This is a genomic window from Paenibacillus sp. FSL R5-0623 (assembly GCF_037974265.1).
In the GTDB taxonomy this organism is placed as follows: Bacteria; Bacillota; Bacilli; order Paenibacillales; family Paenibacillaceae; genus Paenibacillus.
Genome location: NZ_CP150233.1, coordinates 1,505,077 through 1,521,827, shown reverse-complemented (window position 1 = coordinate 1,521,827; position 16,751 = coordinate 1,505,077). Strand labels below are relative to the sequence as shown.

Annotated in this window: 14 protein-coding genes; 7 read left to right on the top strand and 7 right to left on the bottom strand. The window is 47.5% G+C overall.

From position 1 onward, the window contains the following. Positions 1-81: 81 nt before the first annotated feature. From MKY92_RS06795 to MKY92_RS06775, 5 genes are all read right to left on the bottom strand, one after another. Positions 82-432: a type II toxin-antitoxin system PemK/MazF family toxin gene (locus tag MKY92_RS06795; protein ID WP_024630714.1), complete on the bottom strand. Its 351-nt coding sequence runs from the start codon at positions 430-432 to the stop codon at positions 82-84. 3 nt (positions 433-435) lie between these two features. Continuing rightward, a complete protein-coding gene (locus MKY92_RS06790) occupies positions 436-717 on the bottom strand; it encodes a ribbon-helix-helix protein, CopG family (protein ID WP_017690037.1) in 282 nt (93 codons plus the stop codon). Between the two features lie 260 nt (positions 718-977). Beyond that, positions 978-2,165 (bottom strand): alanine racemase, encoded by a 1,188-nt coding sequence (gene alr, locus MKY92_RS06785; protein WP_339299837.1) that lies wholly within the window; start codon positions 2,163-2,165, stop codon positions 978-980. A gap of 394 nt (positions 2,166-2,559) precedes the next feature. Further along, on the bottom strand, positions 2,560-3,759 hold the full coding sequence (locus MKY92_RS06780) for a DUF4367 domain-containing protein (protein WP_339299836.1): 1,200 nt from the start codon (positions 3,757-3,759) through the stop codon (positions 2,560-2,562). A gap of 169 nt (positions 3,760-3,928) precedes the next feature. Beyond that, complete coding sequence (locus tag MKY92_RS06775) at positions 3,929-5,812, bottom strand: ABC transporter substrate-binding protein (RefSeq protein WP_339299835.1); 1,884 nt, start codon at positions 5,810-5,812, stop codon at positions 3,929-3,931. 123 nt (positions 5,813-5,935) lie between these two features. Here MKY92_RS06775 and MKY92_RS06770 point away from each other — a divergent pair, with 123 nt between their 5' ends. The 4 genes from MKY92_RS06770 to MKY92_RS06755 all read left to right on the top strand — a co-directional run bounded on the left by MKY92_RS06770 (position 5,936) and on the right by MKY92_RS06755 (position 10,600). Continuing rightward, positions 5,936-7,186 carry an MFS transporter gene (locus MKY92_RS06770; protein WP_339299834.1) on the top strand — a complete coding sequence of 417 codons (1,251 nt, stop codon included), beginning with the start codon at positions 5,936-5,938 and terminating at the stop codon, positions 7,184-7,186. Positions 7,187-7,360: 174 nt separating this feature from the next. Next, the gene (locus MKY92_RS06765; protein WP_017690042.1) at positions 7,361-7,570 is read left to right on the top strand and encodes a helix-turn-helix transcriptional regulator; all 210 of its coding nucleotides are present in this window, start codon (positions 7,361-7,363) and stop codon (positions 7,568-7,570) included. A 1-nt stretch (position 7,571) separates the two neighbouring features. After that, positions 7,572-8,342 carry a DUF3169 family protein gene (locus MKY92_RS06760; protein ID WP_339299833.1) on the top strand — a complete coding sequence of 257 codons (771 nt, stop codon included), beginning with the start codon at positions 7,572-7,574 and terminating at the stop codon, positions 8,340-8,342. A 50-nt stretch (positions 8,343-8,392) separates the two neighbouring features. Continuing rightward, the gene (locus MKY92_RS06755; protein ID WP_339299832.1) at positions 8,393-10,600 is read left to right on the top strand and encodes a serine hydrolase; all 2,208 of its coding nucleotides are present in this window, start codon (positions 8,393-8,395) and stop codon (positions 10,598-10,600) included. A 153-nt stretch (positions 10,601-10,753) separates the two neighbouring features. Here MKY92_RS06755 and MKY92_RS06750 read toward each other — a convergent pair whose 3' ends face one another. Further along, on the bottom strand, positions 10,754-11,803 hold the full coding sequence (locus MKY92_RS06750) for a hypothetical protein (RefSeq protein ID WP_339299830.1): 1,050 nt from the start codon (positions 11,801-11,803) through the stop codon (positions 10,754-10,756). Next, positions 11,803-13,638: an HSP90 family protein gene (locus MKY92_RS06745; protein ID WP_339299829.1), complete on the bottom strand. Its 1,836-nt coding sequence runs from the start codon at positions 13,636-13,638 to the stop codon at positions 11,803-11,805. The genes MKY92_RS06750 and MKY92_RS06745 overlap by 1 nt, the downstream gene beginning before the upstream one ends. A 446-nt stretch (positions 13,639-14,084) precedes the next feature. On the opposite strand from MKY92_RS06745, the gene MKY92_RS06740 reads away from it, so the two are divergent. The 3 genes from MKY92_RS06740 (at position 14,085) to MKY92_RS06730 (ending at position 16,748) form a co-directional block, all read left to right on the top strand. Continuing rightward, positions 14,085-14,990 carry an ABC transporter ATP-binding protein gene (locus MKY92_RS06740; protein ID WP_339299828.1) on the top strand — a complete coding sequence of 302 codons (906 nt, stop codon included), beginning with the start codon at positions 14,085-14,087 and terminating at the stop codon, positions 14,988-14,990. Further along, positions 14,983-15,816, top strand: coding sequence for an ABC transporter permease subunit (locus tag MKY92_RS06735; RefSeq protein ID WP_339299826.1), 834 nt, complete (start codon positions 14,983-14,985; stop codon positions 15,814-15,816). The genes MKY92_RS06740 and MKY92_RS06735 overlap by 8 nt, the downstream gene beginning before the upstream one ends. A gap of 137 nt (positions 15,817-15,953) precedes the next feature. Then, entirely contained in the window at positions 15,954-16,748 is a 795-nt protein-coding gene (locus MKY92_RS06730) for a MurR/RpiR family transcriptional regulator (RefSeq protein ID WP_339299824.1), read from the top strand. Positions 16,749-16,751: the final 3 nt, after the last annotated feature.

Here is a 16,751-nt window from a genome sequence, read left to right as displayed (position 1 = left end):
ACAGTCTGAATTCAGTGTGTTCCCTTACAGGAACATCCATTGCCAACGGACGGCAGGGCAGCGTGCAAGACGCTGGTTGCCTTAAAAATCGATTAAACCAAGGCTGATCTGTAAGGCTTCGTTGACCAGTTTCATGGTCTCCTCGTCCAGATGGGTAATCTTGTCAGTCAGCCTCTGTTTATCAATCGTCCGTATTTGTTCGAGCAAAATAACCGAGTCCCGGTCAAAGCCGTGTGCCGCCGCATCAATTTCAACATGCGTTGGCAGCTTTGCCTTCTGGATTTGGGCGGTGATAGCCGCCACAATACAAGTTGGACTGAACCGGTTGCCGATATCATTCTGGATCACCAGAACCGGCCTGACTCCACCTTGCTCGGAACCGACAACGGGAGAAAGATCCGCAAAAAAAACGTCACCACGTTTTACGATCAATGTCTACACCCCGCTAACTAAGCGGTCCAGAGTGCTGTCCGCATCTTCCTCCGCATGAAAGGCTTCGGATGCCATGGTCAGATTAATTTTTGCCATCTCCATGTACCCTCGCTGCATCGTTTCACGGATGTAACGTTTCTTACGCTCCGTCAAATACAGCTTCATAGCCTGCCTAATCAATTCGCTGCGGTTGGAATTCTCCAGCGCTACGATGCCATCCACTTCCTGCAAAAGATAATCAGGTAAACTGATCATGATCCGCTTGGTGTTCTGCAAGTTGGCCACCTTTCTTCCACCCCCACAAACCTTTCGCCATTGTGAACCAGTATTACGTTTTTCCAGAACTTTTATACAAAGGAATATATATGCCCCGAGTATATCAAGTATGCTGTACTCCATTATAAACACGGGGAACAATATTCGTACAGACCAAACATCTCAATTCAGGAATTAAATCCTTATCGTCATACATAATTCGAGATGCTCCGACAGTTTTCCTTCTGTTCTGAAAAAAAGTTTATTGGTAATGACGTCCAGTTTACCTATCAGGATGTCAAAAGTGGATTGATTCTGGCAACTACTGCTCCCCCGCGGGTATATACCCTTGGAATGCGGTGCGCCATCATGCAGATCACTTCATAAGCAATCGTACCGAGCTGGGATGCCACCTCGTCTGCGGTTATTACGCCACCAGACTGATGACCGATAAGGACAACCTCTTCGCCGACTTGAATTTCTTCCGCCTCTTCCGCGAAAGATTGTAACGACACCATACACTGATCCATGCAGATCGTACCGACGACAGGGACGCGGCGGCCGCGTACAAGCACTTGTGCTTTACCTGTCAGCATTCTTGAGAATCCGTCTGCATATCCGATTGGCAGGGTCGCTATTCGTTCATACCCTTGCGTAAAATAACGGGTTCCGTAACTGATCCCCCAATGGGGTGGCAGTGTTTTGACCAGAACCGCTTTTGTCTTCAGCGTTAATACCGGGGACAACTTCACCACCTGATGATTCACCTCAGCCGAAGGATACAGTCCGTACAGGCTTATTCCCACACGTACCATATCATAGGACAATTCCGGTGTATCAATGGCAGCGGCGCTGTTCGCCGTATGTATAATCGGGATGGAACATCCCTGATCCCTGAGCGCATGAACCACGCTTTGGAACCGTCTATACTGCTCCAGTGTATAGGTTTTGTCTTCTTCATCTGCTCTGGCAAAATGGGTAAACATGCCTTCCAGCATCACCTGATTGAGCGAAGCTACTTCCTGAATGAAAGCCAATGCCTCATCGCCAGGCAACAGACCTAATCGGCCCATGCCGCTGTCGATTTTAATATGAACCTTCAGTTTGTTAGCGAATGTGCTCGCATCCAGATGTCGAATGGCGTCAAGCACTTCCCTGCTAAACAGTGTGACGGTCACATCATGTTGCCATGCACCAGCGATCCCTTCAGGCGGCGTATAACCCAATACCAGGATTGGAATCGTAATCCCATGTTGTCGCAATTCCAGAGCTTCGTCAAGAAAAGCCACACTTAAGTAATCCACACCCACTCGTTCCAGTTCTCTAGCCGTCTCCACCGCTCCATGTCCATAGGCATTGGCCTTCACACAGGCGAGGAATTTCATGCCCTGAGGCAATGCCTCGCGGAAAGCTTCTACGTTAGTACACAAATGATCCAAATTGATCTCCGCTTGGGTCGGCCGATATTGTCCTTGCACGTTAAGTCACCTTCTCTAATCATCTTAATCCGGCTCACGTCAGACTCCATCGTAATGCTCCAGCATGTGACTGTCAAATGAACCGAAGTTTCGCATTCAAAAACAGATGTAAGGTGCGCCGTTTGAGAAACAAATGCGAACACAGAAGAAGACCGATAAGCGAGATTGGCAGGGCAAAATTCCATTTTCCACCCCAGCAAAATCTGCTTATATCGATTATTTACCCGGTTCCCTCTGCGTAGAAGCGCGTTTTGCATTATTGAGTGTATCTGGTAAGAAAAACGGCGCCAGATGAATACCTGTCTTTTATCAAAGCAAAGCACCGGAGAACAGGTCTCCGATGCTTCTTAGCATTCCTTATGTTTATGCTACTATTCGTGGATTCGTTCAAAAATCATTTGCCTGACTCTTCCTGCATGGATGTTGCAATGCGTACCATTTCGGTATCAGGCAGGTCGGCACTGGTGATCCGATATTCTATGCCATCTGTCGTCCATGTCAGTGTCTGCAGTGCATCTCCGCTGACCATCCCTAGTGTGAATCCCAGATCCAGTACACGGGATGGAGCAAGCGACACAGCTCGATCCTGTGGTCTGGCTTCGAATATCGTGTAATTGTATGTTCCTTCATAACGAAGCATGACGGAATAGTCTCCTGCTTCCTCCAAAATCTGATCATCCTTAAGCTGGACTCCTTCCGGCGCATACGTCGGCTGAATGACACCGAAACTGTCTGGACCTTCGGGCTCTGCAAGCGTTGGTTCTTCGCCTTCCTGACCAGTTGCAGCACCCTCTGTACCTTGCTGCTCTGTGTCACCACTCACACCCGTCTGTCCATCACTGACAGTTCCGTCAGGTTCGGGCGCAGTCTGAGGATTGGCTGGTTCTTTGCTGCCGTCCTCACCTGTTTGCTCCGCAGGAGTTACACCAGAATCCGTTCCTGTTTGGCCGCCTTTTTCTGTAGCAGCGGTCATGTTACGTTGCATATCAAAGGCATCTTTTTCAAATTCAGCACCGAATTTGAAAGAGTCAAACTTCACATCCACGACAACATTGGCATTGGAGTCGGATACCTCCACCTGTTTAGGTGCGTAATCCGATTTGTTCAGCCAGATTTTCTGTCTGACAAGTGCATGTGTATTATAATTGGCAGCTACATCAAAAACATAGCTCTCCTTCTCATCCGCAAACTGACGGGTTGTATCCCCTGTAATGCTCCGGATCAATGTTTCATAGAGGTATACCTGTCCTTGGTTGTCTGGCCAATTGCTCTGAAAACGGAAGCTTTTGTTCTGACTCGGCGTAAGAACAAACACACCCTCATCATTACGCAATACAATCTGCGTTACATCTTTTTTTGCATTGGTTAACGCAATACGATAATAGGAAGGCTTCTGATGCCATACCTCGACCTTGTACTGCTGCGGCGAATCTCCGGTATGCAGCGTCATCACGCCTGCCCCCTGGTAACTTTCCATCTCTCCTACGACTTCGTTCAGATCTTTGACCACAGCTGCCGCATCCTTCTTCCCGCAGGCGGCAAGCAAGACCGATAAGACCAATACCATGGCAAGCATCCATGATATTCGGCGCATGACATCATCCCCTTTAGCACATGTTTTCACTTCAGGATTGTGCTTGCAGCAGAACCCCTACTTGATTAGTACATGTTATGAGGGACTTGTTCGATATATGCGGACTAGTTTGACAAGCAATCGGTGAAGTCCGTTAATACGGCATTACTAAGCTCTTAGTCGTTCCCACCTACCACAACGGAATATACACCGGATAACTCGTATCCTCTTCACCGGCACCAGGGCTTCTCTTCACCCACAATCTGCGCAGATCAGGCAGACCATACCCCGCAAGACGATAATCTCGCAGCGAATCATGATGAGCGTGTTCTTCCCTGAAGCTGTACGTGGGCAGAAGCAACGCCTCCTGAATCAGTCGATCTTCTAGCCGAATCAATCTATTCAATCGCTCCATAGGTTCCTTGATCATGACCACTCGTCCACATTCCTGTTCCAGTTCATGTCTCCAGTGATCATTCATCGCAATCAGGAATAACGTGTTCTGGAAGGTGTACATCGTCACGAGACTCAACACGACATGATCATTGAAGACTTCTCCTGTATAGATCAGATCACAATCCCCGAACCCATCTTGATAGACTGCTTGGACCGGATCTCCCGGCATAATGTTGATATGTAGGCCAATCTGTTTACTTCTCTCTGCAAACCAGACCATATCCGCCTCCATCTTCTCTCCTTCTTCCACCCACAGGCTTAAACTCTCCCCTTGGTAAGAGCTGCAACGCAATAATGCTGAGGCCCGCGCCAGTGAGGTCTCCACGGAAAGGACTGGTACAGATATGAAAGAACCATCCAGTTGTTCCGATTGCTGTTTCCATGGCTCCCCTTGATCTGGAGCCACCTTTAAAGGTGGCTGTACTCGTCCTCGAATCAGACTATAAGCAGGCTGCGTATTCGTGCTTCCGAGCGCTTGCGACAGCTCATACGCATTCAATAGCTGTTGAACAGCCCGGCGAAAATTCACATCATGCTGGGGCCCTTCCTTTTGCATATTAAACGTCATGTACACTCCGCCCTGCATCTCATGCTGTACAGCACGAGGTTGTACATCCGGAAATAAATCATGCTTGATGATGGACTCCGCCTTTCCCGAGTGGGGGAGCTGCCACACTTCAACGCGATCCACATAAGCACGCCCTCTGAAATAGGCAAGAAAAGCCTCAAGCACGAGCAGCTTCGAATCATGACGAGTCAATCGATAAGGTCCTGTTCCAATTGGATGAAGCGGGTTCATCTCCACATCTCTAGGCAGGATAGATGCACACATACTGCTCATTAGATCCGGAAACATGAAGTTAGGCTTATTTAACACAAAACGTACAGTCAACTGGTCATGCACTTCTATGCTCTCAATGGAACCAAACAGAGGCCTACATGGGTTACTCTTGTCAGAGATAATGCGATCAAAGGTAAACTTGACGTCCTCTGCATCCAGTATCCTTCCATGATGAAAAGGTATGCCTTTGTGCAGATAAAAGGTCCATTCCCTTCCATCTCCATGACTCTCCCATGCTATAGCCAGACTTGGCTCGCATACTTGGCGTTCAGCATGATAACAGACCAAACGATCAAAGACTTCTGCAATGATGAAAACTTCTCCCCACATCCCTGTCTGCGTTGGGTCGAGAGTCTTAAAAGGTGTATTCTGCGGAATCCGCAATGTATCTACTCGTCCTCTGTCCCCTTTATTCGAACGCAGACCGAATTGATGCTGCATTTGCTGCATCAGGTGTTCTCGCATCGTAATTGGTAAGGTGGCGGCCAGTTCATAGGCATCCTCCATCCTGTTCCCATCCAGGAGATGGTCAAACCGTTCACGCACCACTTCAAGCAACGGGACACAAAATATCAGCATCGATTTTTTGCCTCTTCCGCGCTGCGGGTTCCATCTAACCCATCCGTTCTCCTTGAATTTGTTCATAATGAGGTTCATATTGCGCATGGTACAACATAAAAGATCCGCAAGTTCACCTACTGTTGTATGTACTTCTTGTTCATCATGCACATGTGAAAAGTTTAATCGCAGTTGAATGTAATGTTCTGATACGTCCATATATGCCCTACCTTCTGCTAAAATACGAAATCTCTATGGATGCTTCTACAGTTTTTCTTCAGGTTTTCCTCCATTATACTCAGTAACATCAACATGACCAGTGGGAAGGAAGAAAAACGACTTATGAAATACGCCGATCTGCACCCTAACATCAGGATACGTATCATTACTGATTTTTTCACCGATCTGACCCAGAAATCCATCATTCCATTCATGGCGATCTATCTGAGTATTCAGATTGGCGCAGGTTTAGCGGGGTTATTGCTGACGGTTAATATTGTGGCTTCCATGATTGTGGGATTGTGGGCAGGATATTGGTCTGATCGGATTGGACGGAAGAAATTGATGGTGATCGCACAAAGTCTCCAGGTCATGGCTTTACTATGCTTGGCCATCGCCAATTCGCCGTGGGTGGATTCGATCCTTGTCACTTGTCTCATGTTTCTGCTCAGCAGTCTCAGTTCAGGGATCACCGTGCCGATTGCTAATGCCATGATTGTCGACGTGAGCAGTGAACATGAACGTCATTATGTATATGGATTGCAATATTGGACAACAAACGTTGCTGTAACTTTTGGTGCACTGATGGGCGGGCTATTTTTCGAATCATTTCGTTTCCTATTGTTCAGTCTGATATGCCTTGAAAGCCTGGTTACCCTGTTTATTTTGATCTTTATGATTCGTGAAACAATGGATAAACGCGCGCTTGGTTATGGCGATGCTCCCATCCAGAGGAACATACTGAAAACGTACTGGGCGGTCTTTCAGGACAAACGTTTCATGATATTTTTCACGGCTACTGTACTTGCAGTCTCCCTGGAATTTCAGTTGGATAAATACATCGCTGTTCGTCTAAAAAATGAATTCACCGCCCAACTGTTCGGCTCAGATATCTCAGGTCTGCATATGTTCAGCCTGATCATGGTCATCAACACCGTACTGGTCGCCTTGGTTGCCATTCCATTCTCCAGATGGATAGGTCGCTTCCAGTCCCGATCTATCATGACTGTTGGTATGCTCCTCTATACCGCAGGTTTCACCGTACTGGCTTTCAGCAACTGGGCCTGGTTACTCATCTCATCCGCTATATTGCTAACCATTGGAGAATTGATGTACGCCCCTGTTCGTCAGGTCATGCTCGCGGGCATGATTCCAGATTCGGACCGTGCTGCCTATATGGCTGCTGACGGGTTAAGCTACAACGCCGCTGCCCTCCTCGGCAGTCTCGGGTTAACCATTGGAGACTTTCTGCCCTCCTATGCGATGGCTGGTCTGTATGTCCTGATGGGGCTTGGAGCGCTCATCTTTTTCCGAATGTTACTTCGGAAGGCAGAGGAACAGAATCAACCTCTGCCGTGTGCAGATGCATCTTGATTTCACTTTTCCGACAACTTTTCCGGGAACAAAATAATCATCCAAGGGAGCCCAGCAGGCTCTCTTTTTCATGTCCATTATCAACGTTCATAAGTAAATGATCTTTAACATTTTGTATATTATAGTTTACATTTAGTCAAATATCATATACATTAGATCCATGGAGGTGAGCAAGTGGAAGAATTACACAATCACGTTCGGGAGTTACGAGCCAGAGACCGGCTATCCCAAGCAGAACTGGCCAAACTTATTGGTGCATCCCGTCAAACCATTGCCCTGATTGAGCGTGGAGATTACTCTCCGTCGGTCGTTCTGGCACTAAAAATAGCACATGTATTTCGTGAACCTGTCGAAAAAATCTTTGAACTGAAAGGTGGAGATTAAAATGAAAAATTCATCATCCTCGTCCATCAAAAAGCGGTTGCGTCTTCCCTTGTATGCTGCAGGTGGCGCTGTAGTTGGTTTTCTTGGAGCTAGCGGAGTCAGTAAACTCCCTTCTGACTTGAACTGGACGCTGTCCGTGTATTATGACTATGATCTTTTATTCGCAATACTGGCGGCTCTTGTAGTAGTTATGACGGTGTGGAACATTTTCAGTCTCTCCCGTACGCCATCTGTCCCTCCCATGGAAGATGATGCTTATGGAGATTCCGATTCAATCATCTCTCCCGCAGAGCGCTCCCTCGGAAAAGCGATGATCCTCAGCGGATTCAGCGTTATTCTTACGTTTACCTGGGCAGCACTTGCCTTGTCCTTGTATGCATCCAACCGAACCATGCCGAATTCTCCAGAACTGTTCAACCTCTTGAATCTCGTTGCTTCGTGTATCTCTATTATCATCGTTGTCGTCGTGCAAACTCTGACTGTGAAGCGATACAACCGTTATTATCCTGAGCGCACTCTGGATCTGAACTCGCGCAATATGAAGAAGGATCATTTTGAGAAGCTGGATGAAGGCGAGAAATGGATTGTCTATCGCGCAGCCTATCGTTCTTTTCAGATGATGAATGTACTTCTTGGTGTTGGAATGGTCTCTATGGTTCTATATTCGATGCTCTTTACCTTTGCTCCATTCCCGATTGTAGTGATCTCTGTGATCTGGATTGCCAACATTGGAATCTATTATCGTGAAACCTATCGTGCGAGTAATCAGTAATACATGGGTAGGTAACTATTTTGTAAATATTTTCATAAAGGAGTGTTTGCATGCATTTATCCAAACGAAAGACCCGTTTCAGGTTCACCTCCATAACAGGAGCTTTTATGGCTGTGGTTCTGTCTCTCAGTCTGTCGGTACCCGCAGTGCAGGCGGAGACCGCGACTCCAGTCGCTGCTGAACAAGGAAAGACGAAAGCGCTGACAACCGAATCAGCTACAGCATTTCTGGATTCATTCTTCGATTCACCTGAGGCAAAGCCCCATTATGTTGGAGCCTCCGTTGTTGTTGTGAAGGATGGAAAAGTTCTGGCAGAAAAGGGATTTGGCTTCTCCGATGTGGAGAGCAAAACAGCTATCGATCCGAAAAAAACTGCCTTCCGTGTAGCCTCTGTCTCCAAAACGTTCACATCAGCAGCTGTAATGCAGCTGGTGGAGCAAGGCAAGGTTGATCTGCAAGCTGATTTTCAGACCTATGTGAAAGGGCTCGAATTCGATAATCCTTTTGACAAACCTGTAACTGTGGAGAACCTGCTCACACACACGACCGGATTCGAGATTCGTGATCCGCAACAGGAAGACATCCATACTGATTTCGACAAGTACATAGCGATGGAGGATTACGCAAAGCAACATATGCCTCCTGTCGTTCGAGAGCCTGGTAGCGCCTACATGTACGATAATTTCTCGTTTTTGCTGCTTGGCATGATTGTTGAAAATGTAAGCGGTGAGCCCTTTGAAACCTACATGCAACAACATATCTTCAAACCGCTGGGAATGGATAACAGCAGTTTCATGCTGGACAAAAAGTTCCAAAAGCAGCTGGCTACTGGCTATGATGCGGCACACAATCCGCTTGATCTGTACACCATCGCTCCAACACCTATGCCTCAAGGCGGCATGTTGTCTACCGCAGAAGACATTGGGAAGTTCATGATCGCTTTCCTGAATGATGGCGTGAAGGACAACGAGCGGATTCTCAAGGAATCCACGGTGAAAAGCATGGAACAGTACCGTTCTTCCATTCACCCACTGTTACCAAACACCACCTATGGATTCGAAGCTGCATTTCAGCTTCCCGGTGCAGGGAGTAGTCCAAAAGTTATTACAAAAGGAGGCGACCTGAACGGATTCAGCTCTTATCTCTTCCTTATTCCCGAGCAAAATACAGGCGTTTTCCTGACGTATAATCAAAATGGAGCACTTCGTAATCTGTTCTACCCGGCATTCATTCAGAATTTCTTCCCGCAATATGCAGAGCCTGTACAGTTCAAGGAATACACGCCGCAATCCGCAGCTGAGCTGCAACGCTTCACCGGATTGTACGCGGATCTGCGAATTAGCACGATCGTCAGCTCCCTGAAAAATGCTGGTACAGAGCCTGGACAACTGAGCATATCGGACGTCTTTCTGGGTCAACGCAACCTGATTCAAGTGGAAGATAATCTCTTCAAAGATGAATTGACCGGTCAATTCACAGCATTCAAGAAAAATGCTGATGGAACCATCTATATGAAAGAACCTTACCTCAACCCAATGGGTTATGAGAAAAAAGGACAAAAGCCTATGGGATTCCGGGATGTTCGTGAGAACAGTCCTTATGCTGAAGCAATCTATGCCATACAATCTCTTGGATATTATGAAAATGATGCTAACAAGTCTTTCCAACCGAAATCAGCTGTGACACGAGCTGAATTTATTGAGAACACGCTTAAACTGAGCGGATTGAAGCCCAGCAAAACAACACCTCCTGCAGGCACCGACTGGGCCGACCATGCAGCAGCCGGATATATTCAACTTGGATATGAAATGGGTATGATTACTGGCACGGACGAACAACAGTTTAAGCCGGATCAAGTGATTATCCGACAGGAAGCCATGGTCATGATGTGGAGAATTCTCCAACTGCAATATCCTAGTGAACTGTTCACGGATGTCAAACTTGCGGGACACACGGACCCATGGGCTGTACCAGCCGTTCAGATGATGGCGAAGCTTGGTATCCATGGACCTGAGGTGAAGGTATTGGAGGATGGTTCTGTTGATTTCCTTTCCCGCAAACCTCTGATTCGTCAGGAAGAGGCTGCGATCATGTATGCGTTGCTTACCCAACCAACAGATCAAATCGTCGCTGAACTGATGGCTGCTCAGCAGCCGCAAGCAGGACCTGCTGAAGAAGCCGAAGCTGCAGAGGAGACATCTGAAACTGCACCGGTTCCAGTACCAGCGCCGGTAACTTCTGCGACTTCAACACAATAAAAATGAAACATCTTCATACCGGATTAGATTTATCATGCTTATGATGGAAGAAAAAACAGGCTTGTTCAGAAGGGTACGATCCTTCTTGAACAAGCCTGTTTCGTTACTTATCCTAACTTATTATAAAAATCTGTTACTCAGTTACATCCGTCTCTATTCGATCAACGAAGATACATGGCGGTTCCCGTTGCGCTGGTCAAACTTGGCTGCAGCGGTCTGAGCATGCTCCGCAAAGTAATCGGCCAGCTTGAGCAGGTCGCCTGGATCGCCTTCATACGGGAAGGACGCTGGCAGACGCAATCGGTATTCCGGAGATTCTTCCGCCCAGCGGCGAAGCAACGATGCTGCTCTGGCGTAAAACAACATTTTGGCGTAAGGATCCTCATGATCGGTAGCGAACACCAGTGTTTCCTCCAGCACATCAATGCCTTTCGCCGGATTCATACGTGTGAGATAATCCATCTGTTCCGCAAAACTCTGCACAAAATCGTTCTGGCCTTTGATCAGGCGATATCCCTTGGTCTGATGTTTATCTGCTTCCGCAGTCCGTCCCAACCGATATAACGGCATCAAAATTTCAGACAAAGTCAGATGAGGAATCTCTGCACAGCTCATACGCCCTTTCAGGATAGGCTGTGCCACCTCCAACACCTTCTCATCATCTCCTTTTAACAAGAAATAACGCATAATCTCATCCTGCTCACAGGCTTCGCAGTCACTCATGAAGTCACGATCCATCGTTCTGAATCGATCATAACTGCGTCCCGCTTCCTCCAGCTCCCCAAAATCCATAAAGATCCGGAACCGATAATACCAGTAAGAGCGTTCGCTGTAACCGTAGGACTTGAAACGCCGTCCGAAATCCTCCAATAACTCCAGGATCTTCTCGCGTGATATTTCCGGGAAGTCGGGCATCTTGCCCAATATCCATTTGTACGACCACATTAACGTTTCTTCATCATATTCTTCGGGCTGTTGGTCGAACTTGCCCAGTTGCCAAGAAAAAGCAATCAGTGCTTTCATCGGATAACCGCAGAATGTTGCTGTCTCCACAATCTCCGATCTTGCTTCGTATGCCTCTTCCTCCATGCCGTTCACATCAGCAACTCTTGCTGCTTCCTCCAGCATACCGAGCTTCGCCGGACCATTGGGCAAGCCATAGGCCTCGTCCATCAGTTCTTCAAAATCCATCTCTGTCTTCATCAAGCATCCCCCTTACGGTCCGTATTTGCACGCAAACCCCAATCAATAAAACGAACAATGCCCTGATTTAACACTTCAAGCTCCTGCTTGCTCATGGCATAATGCCCCATCATCAGTGCATTGACGTATAACATTTCGATGGCAATCGGCGTCATCTGATCATCCGGTGATGTCAGTACCCGCTGAATGATTGGATTACTCACGTTCAAATACAAGGTTGAGTACCCTGCTGAACTCATGTTAGAAGACAATGAACCCAGAACAGACGAGAATAATTCCGTGCTCTCCTCGCTTGCTTTTTCAAGCGCACGAAGTGTTGAGGACTCCTGAGACAACGTGAACAACACCGGCAGATCCGATGGCTTAAAACCTTTCACCTCAGCTCGACAACGGAAGCGCTGTAAGGCAGAATCGGCTAGTCTCAACGCATCATAATACTGATTACGCTCAGCGGGTGGCACATCGGTGAAACTCATCGAGACCTGATCCGGCTGTAACCGCTCCGTGTGCACGTTTTGCACGGTCATCGGCAGTGTCGCCATCAAATCGCTGTCATAGATATAACCACCGTTAATTACCAGCATCGATTGTGCGGAAGCTACATGATGAATCTGACGGTACTCATCAACAGAGGACGTGAAATACAACGTCTCTCCTTCATCGATCAGCTCACCCAGTTCACGGTGACCCCTCGTGCTCTCAAATGGCAGCCAGCGATGAATCATCGCGTAGAATGCCTGATCCTGCACAGCCAGTGCCTTCATGGACAGAGCATGCAGGCGAATCAGCTTCTGCAGCCGTTCCGTCTGGCTCTCAGCCATGTCAGCCAGTCCTTTGCGAAGTGCGTCTCCGAGTTCGGAGCGAACTTCCTCCAGCTTCTCATTTTCATAGAAATGTTCCCGTGATGCCGTCGGTTGAAGCTCATCTGTCCAGATCAGGCATTTCACGAAGAAAGCCCACTCTGGCAAAATGTTCTCAGCCTTCTCCGAAATCAGCATTCGCTTCAGGTAAACCCGGTGAGAACGCTTGGCATTGAGATTAACCGCGTGTGGCAGTACAAAAGCAATACCTCCGGTACGACCTGAAGCTGTCGTCAACGGAATGAAGTCCTGGAACTGCTCGCCAAGCAGACGTTCACCAAAAGCCAATACCTCTGATCTGCGTGAACGTGCGAGCGCAGGGTCCATCAGCCAGATCGGTGTCTCGCTATTCACCACATGTTGCGCGCCGTCATGATGCAACGTGACCGGATACGGCAATAACGCTCCGTAATAGAACAGAGCTTCTTTCACATAATCTGGTTCAAAGTAGTGCGCCGCGTCCGGTGTGCAACGCAGATATACTTTGGTCCCCGGGGACAGCTGTGTGTCCAACTGTCGAATCGTATAGGTGCCATCCGGCTTGCCCCGCCACTCCATCGAAGGGCCGCCCTTCGCGGATTGCGTCAGCATGACAATTTCGTGACTCACCATGAAACAGGATAACAACCCGATCCCGAAACGCCCGATAAACGAAGTCTCTCCGTCCAGCAGCGCTTGCTGCCCCCTTTTCGAGGATTGTCCAATCATGGCCAGGAATTCATGGATGTCAGCTTCAGTCAAGCCGATGCCGTTGTCCTCCACCATCATGGTCAGTTGCTCACCTGTTCCTGTCAGTTCAACTCGCACTTCACCCTGATACCCTGGCTCCGCCTCCGTTCGTGCGGTAATTGCATCCGTCGCATTCTGCATCAGTTCTCGCAAGAACACTTTAGGACTGCTATATAGATGGTTGGATAAAATCTGGATCATCCCACTCAGATTCACTTGAAAACGATATTCATTGGATGCTGTCATGACTCACTCACCTTCCTCTACGTCCAAACACAATATGTACCCATATGATGTATTCATATGGATGTGTTAGACGAATTTATTATGTAATTGCTAGAAACAGACGTTCCCCGTTACAGGGGCGCCATAACATCACATCAAGCCAGCCCTGGATAACCAAGACCGGCGTTATATGCATATTTCAGGCATTCATGAGACGTAAGGCCTTTTATCTTTCATTACCACGTTATGAATAGCAATGAAACGGATGTTCTACCCCTAAAATAAGGATACATGTTACAAGGCAGAGAGAAAACAAACCTGAGACCCGATTTCAGACAGACTTCAGGGTAAATATGCATCCTTCATTCGGGACTATTGGAGGAGGAAAATATTTTTTTTCGTCCATTTGAACGATATCAGCCGACCGCACGTATAATCTCCAAACTCAGATCGGACGGTGAATATACATGATCGAAATACGCAACATATCCAAGCAATTCAAGGTGCATCAAGCACTGCATGATGTCAGTTTCACAGTTAAACAAGGCAGTGTCACCGGGTTGATTGGACCCAACGGTTCGGGCAAAACTACACTGATCCGCATCATGAATGGGGTCTTGGGCGCTTCCGGTGGAAAGGTAACCATTAACGGATTGGACACCGCTCGTGAGGCGGAGAAAGTACTGGCCATGTGTGGCACCCTTACCGAGCAAAGTGGATTATATGAAAATATGAGCGGGCGTGACAATCTGACTTTCTTCGCAGATGTTTTTGGCCTGAAGCGTGCCAAGAAACGAATCGACGAGCTTGTAACTCTGTTCGAGCTACAGGATTATCAGCATCGAAAAGTCGGCACCTATAGCACAGGCATGAAGAAACGCTTGGGCCTTGCACGAGTACTCCTGCACCGTCCTTCCATCCTGTTTCTGGATGAGCCCACCAATGGCCTGGATCCGGATGGAATTCAGATGGTACTGCGCATTATCCGTCAGTTAAATAAGGAAGAAAAGATGACAATTCTGGTCTCATCCCACGTGCTGTCCCAACTGTCAGCCGTCTGTGATCATTATATTTTCATGGAAAAGGGGCGCATCGTGGAGGAAGGCACGGAACAGGAGATTGTTAGCCGGTACCTGTCCACTCCGAAGCTCGAAGTAGAAGCCGAAATGCCCGATGGATGGCACACGGCAACCGACTTTACGCCTGAAATAATCTCCGCACATCAAGCGACATTTCAGCTTACATCGCGTGAAGATATTCCATTACTGCTAAGGCAATTAACGGAGCATGGTCAAGTTTATCAGGCCCGCATCACGGGCAGTGATCTGGAAAGTATCTATTTTGCCATAAGGGAGGCACACCACCATGAATAACCGCCAAGCCATACATGCACTGGTACGTAAAGATATCCGGTCCGTCACAGCCAGCGTTCAGCTCTGGTTGCCCATGTTGATCGTTCCACTGATTATTGGAATCATTATGCCCTCTGCCCTCCTGTGGGCGGCCTCCAGAATGGAACTTCGTTCACTGGGCAACATCAGCTTTCTGCTTGAATCATTGGATGCGTTAACCCAAAGTGGACAGATTCCTCAGCTTGCTTCCATGCCTACAGATAATCATCGTATTGTCTATTACTTGGCCATGTATATGTTCGCTCCCTTGTTTCTCATCATTCCGGTGATGGCCTCCAGCATTCTGACGGCCAATAGTTTCGCTGGTGAGAAGGAACGCAAGACGCTGGAAGGGTTGTTATTCACACCGATCAGTATGAGCACTCTTTTTAAAGGCAAAGTGCTAGCTGCCCTGATCCCTTCCATTCTATTATCCTGGGTTACTTTCCTGATCTACGGAATCATTGCCAATATTCTGATGTACCCCATGTTTGGAACGTTGATGTTTCCCAATCTGAATTGGATCATACTTGTGGTGTGGGTTGTTCCTGCTTGCAGTCTTATGGTCATTTTATTAAACGTCCTGATCTCGGCCAAGGTCCGTGGGTTCCAGGAAGCCTATCAGCTTGGCGGATTAATTGTCCTTCCCCTCATTGCCTTAGTCGCTGGTCAAGCCAGTGGCATGCTGCTGATTGGTCCTTGGATGTTACTCATGATTGGAGCAGTGCTTATGCTCATTAGTGTGGTTCTCCTTCGTTTCGTCACGCTATGGAATAGTCGTCAACAACTGGCGGAAAGTCAGATCTAAATGATGTGGAGTGTAGCGAGGAAATTCAACAGATTTACACTGTCGCTCCGCTATACAGATTGAGAAATAAATATACGCGGGTTATGATGTGGAGATATATGTTATGGGATGATTCTAGAGAGGAATGGAACAACGGTATGGAATCCAAACTACTTCAAAAATTAAAATATGCTTCACAATTGACGGCACAGGAGAAACATATTGTGAACCATATCCTGAACAATCCCGAAGTTGTATTTGATTCTACAGCCCATGAACTGGCTCAGCAGACCTATACAAGCTCATCCACCATTGTTCGCTTATGCAAAAAGCTGGGTACCAAGGGGTACCCAGACTTTCAGCTCAAGCTTGCTCTGGAATATCAACAGATGCCCTCCGCGTTGCAAACGCAGGATCATGCAATTGCAGAACAAGGGAACGTGCTGGCTGCCATCGACTCGGTTCCTTACCTGTACCAGCAGGCGCTGGAAGATACCCGCAAGATGTTAAACGCTCCTGTTTTGTTACGAATCGCGAACTGGGTCAAAGAATCCGTACGCATTGATGTCTATGGCAGTGATATGAATTATTATCTGGCTCAACAGGCTTGTGCCAAATGGAATGAACTCGGCATATCTGCGATTGCTCACAATAGTCCGAACATGCATTATTTGAACACGATGAACCCCAATAACCTGACGCTGTCTTTTGTTATATCACACACAGGTGAGAACCAATCCATGATTGAAGCTGCCAAAGTGCTGAGCAACAAACAGATGAAAGTCATCGCAGTCACGGGCAACAACCATTCAACCCTCTCCAGACATTGTGATGAAACGTTACTGGCTTACGGATACAATGAACAATTAAGGCTGTCCAAAATGTCTTCGATGGTCTCGGTACTCTATCTTTTCGACATGTTATACATGGGCAGCATTAGCGATACGTATTAACGA

Excerpts from the sequence above, each read along its gene's own strand:
- MKY92_RS06775 (WP_339299835.1), bottom strand. The coding sequence starts at position 5,812 with ATGGACGTATCAGAACATTACATTCAACTGCGATTAAACTTTTCACAT.
- MKY92_RS06770 (WP_339299834.1), top strand. The coding sequence starts at position 5,936 with ATGAAATACGCCGATCTGCACCCTAACATCAGGATACGTATCATTACT.
- MKY92_RS06755 (WP_339299832.1), top strand. The coding sequence starts at position 8,393 with ATGCATTTATCCAAACGAAAGACCCGTTTCAGGTTCACCTCCATAACA.
- MKY92_RS06750 (WP_339299830.1), bottom strand. The coding sequence starts at position 11,803 with ATGAAGACAGAGATGGATTTTGAAGAACTGATGGACGAGGCCTATGGC.
- MKY92_RS06730 (WP_339299824.1), top strand. The coding sequence starts at position 15,954 with ATGGAATCCAAACTACTTCAAAAATTAAAATATGCTTCACAATTGACG.
- MKY92_RS06735 (WP_339299826.1), top strand. The coding sequence starts at position 14,983 with ATGAATAACCGCCAAGCCATACATGCACTGGTACGTAAAGATATCCGG.
- MKY92_RS06740 (WP_339299828.1), top strand. The coding sequence starts at position 14,085 with ATGATCGAAATACGCAACATATCCAAGCAATTCAAGGTGCATCAAGCA.
- MKY92_RS06745 (WP_339299829.1), bottom strand. The coding sequence starts at position 13,638 with ATGACAGCATCCAATGAATATCGTTTTCAAGTGAATCTGAGTGGGATG.
- MKY92_RS06760 (WP_339299833.1), top strand. The coding sequence starts at position 7,572 with ATGAAAAATTCATCATCCTCGTCCATCAAAAAGCGGTTGCGTCTTCCC.
- MKY92_RS06780 (WP_339299836.1), bottom strand. The coding sequence starts at position 3,759 with ATGCGCCGAATATCATGGATGCTTGCCATGGTATTGGTCTTATCGGTC.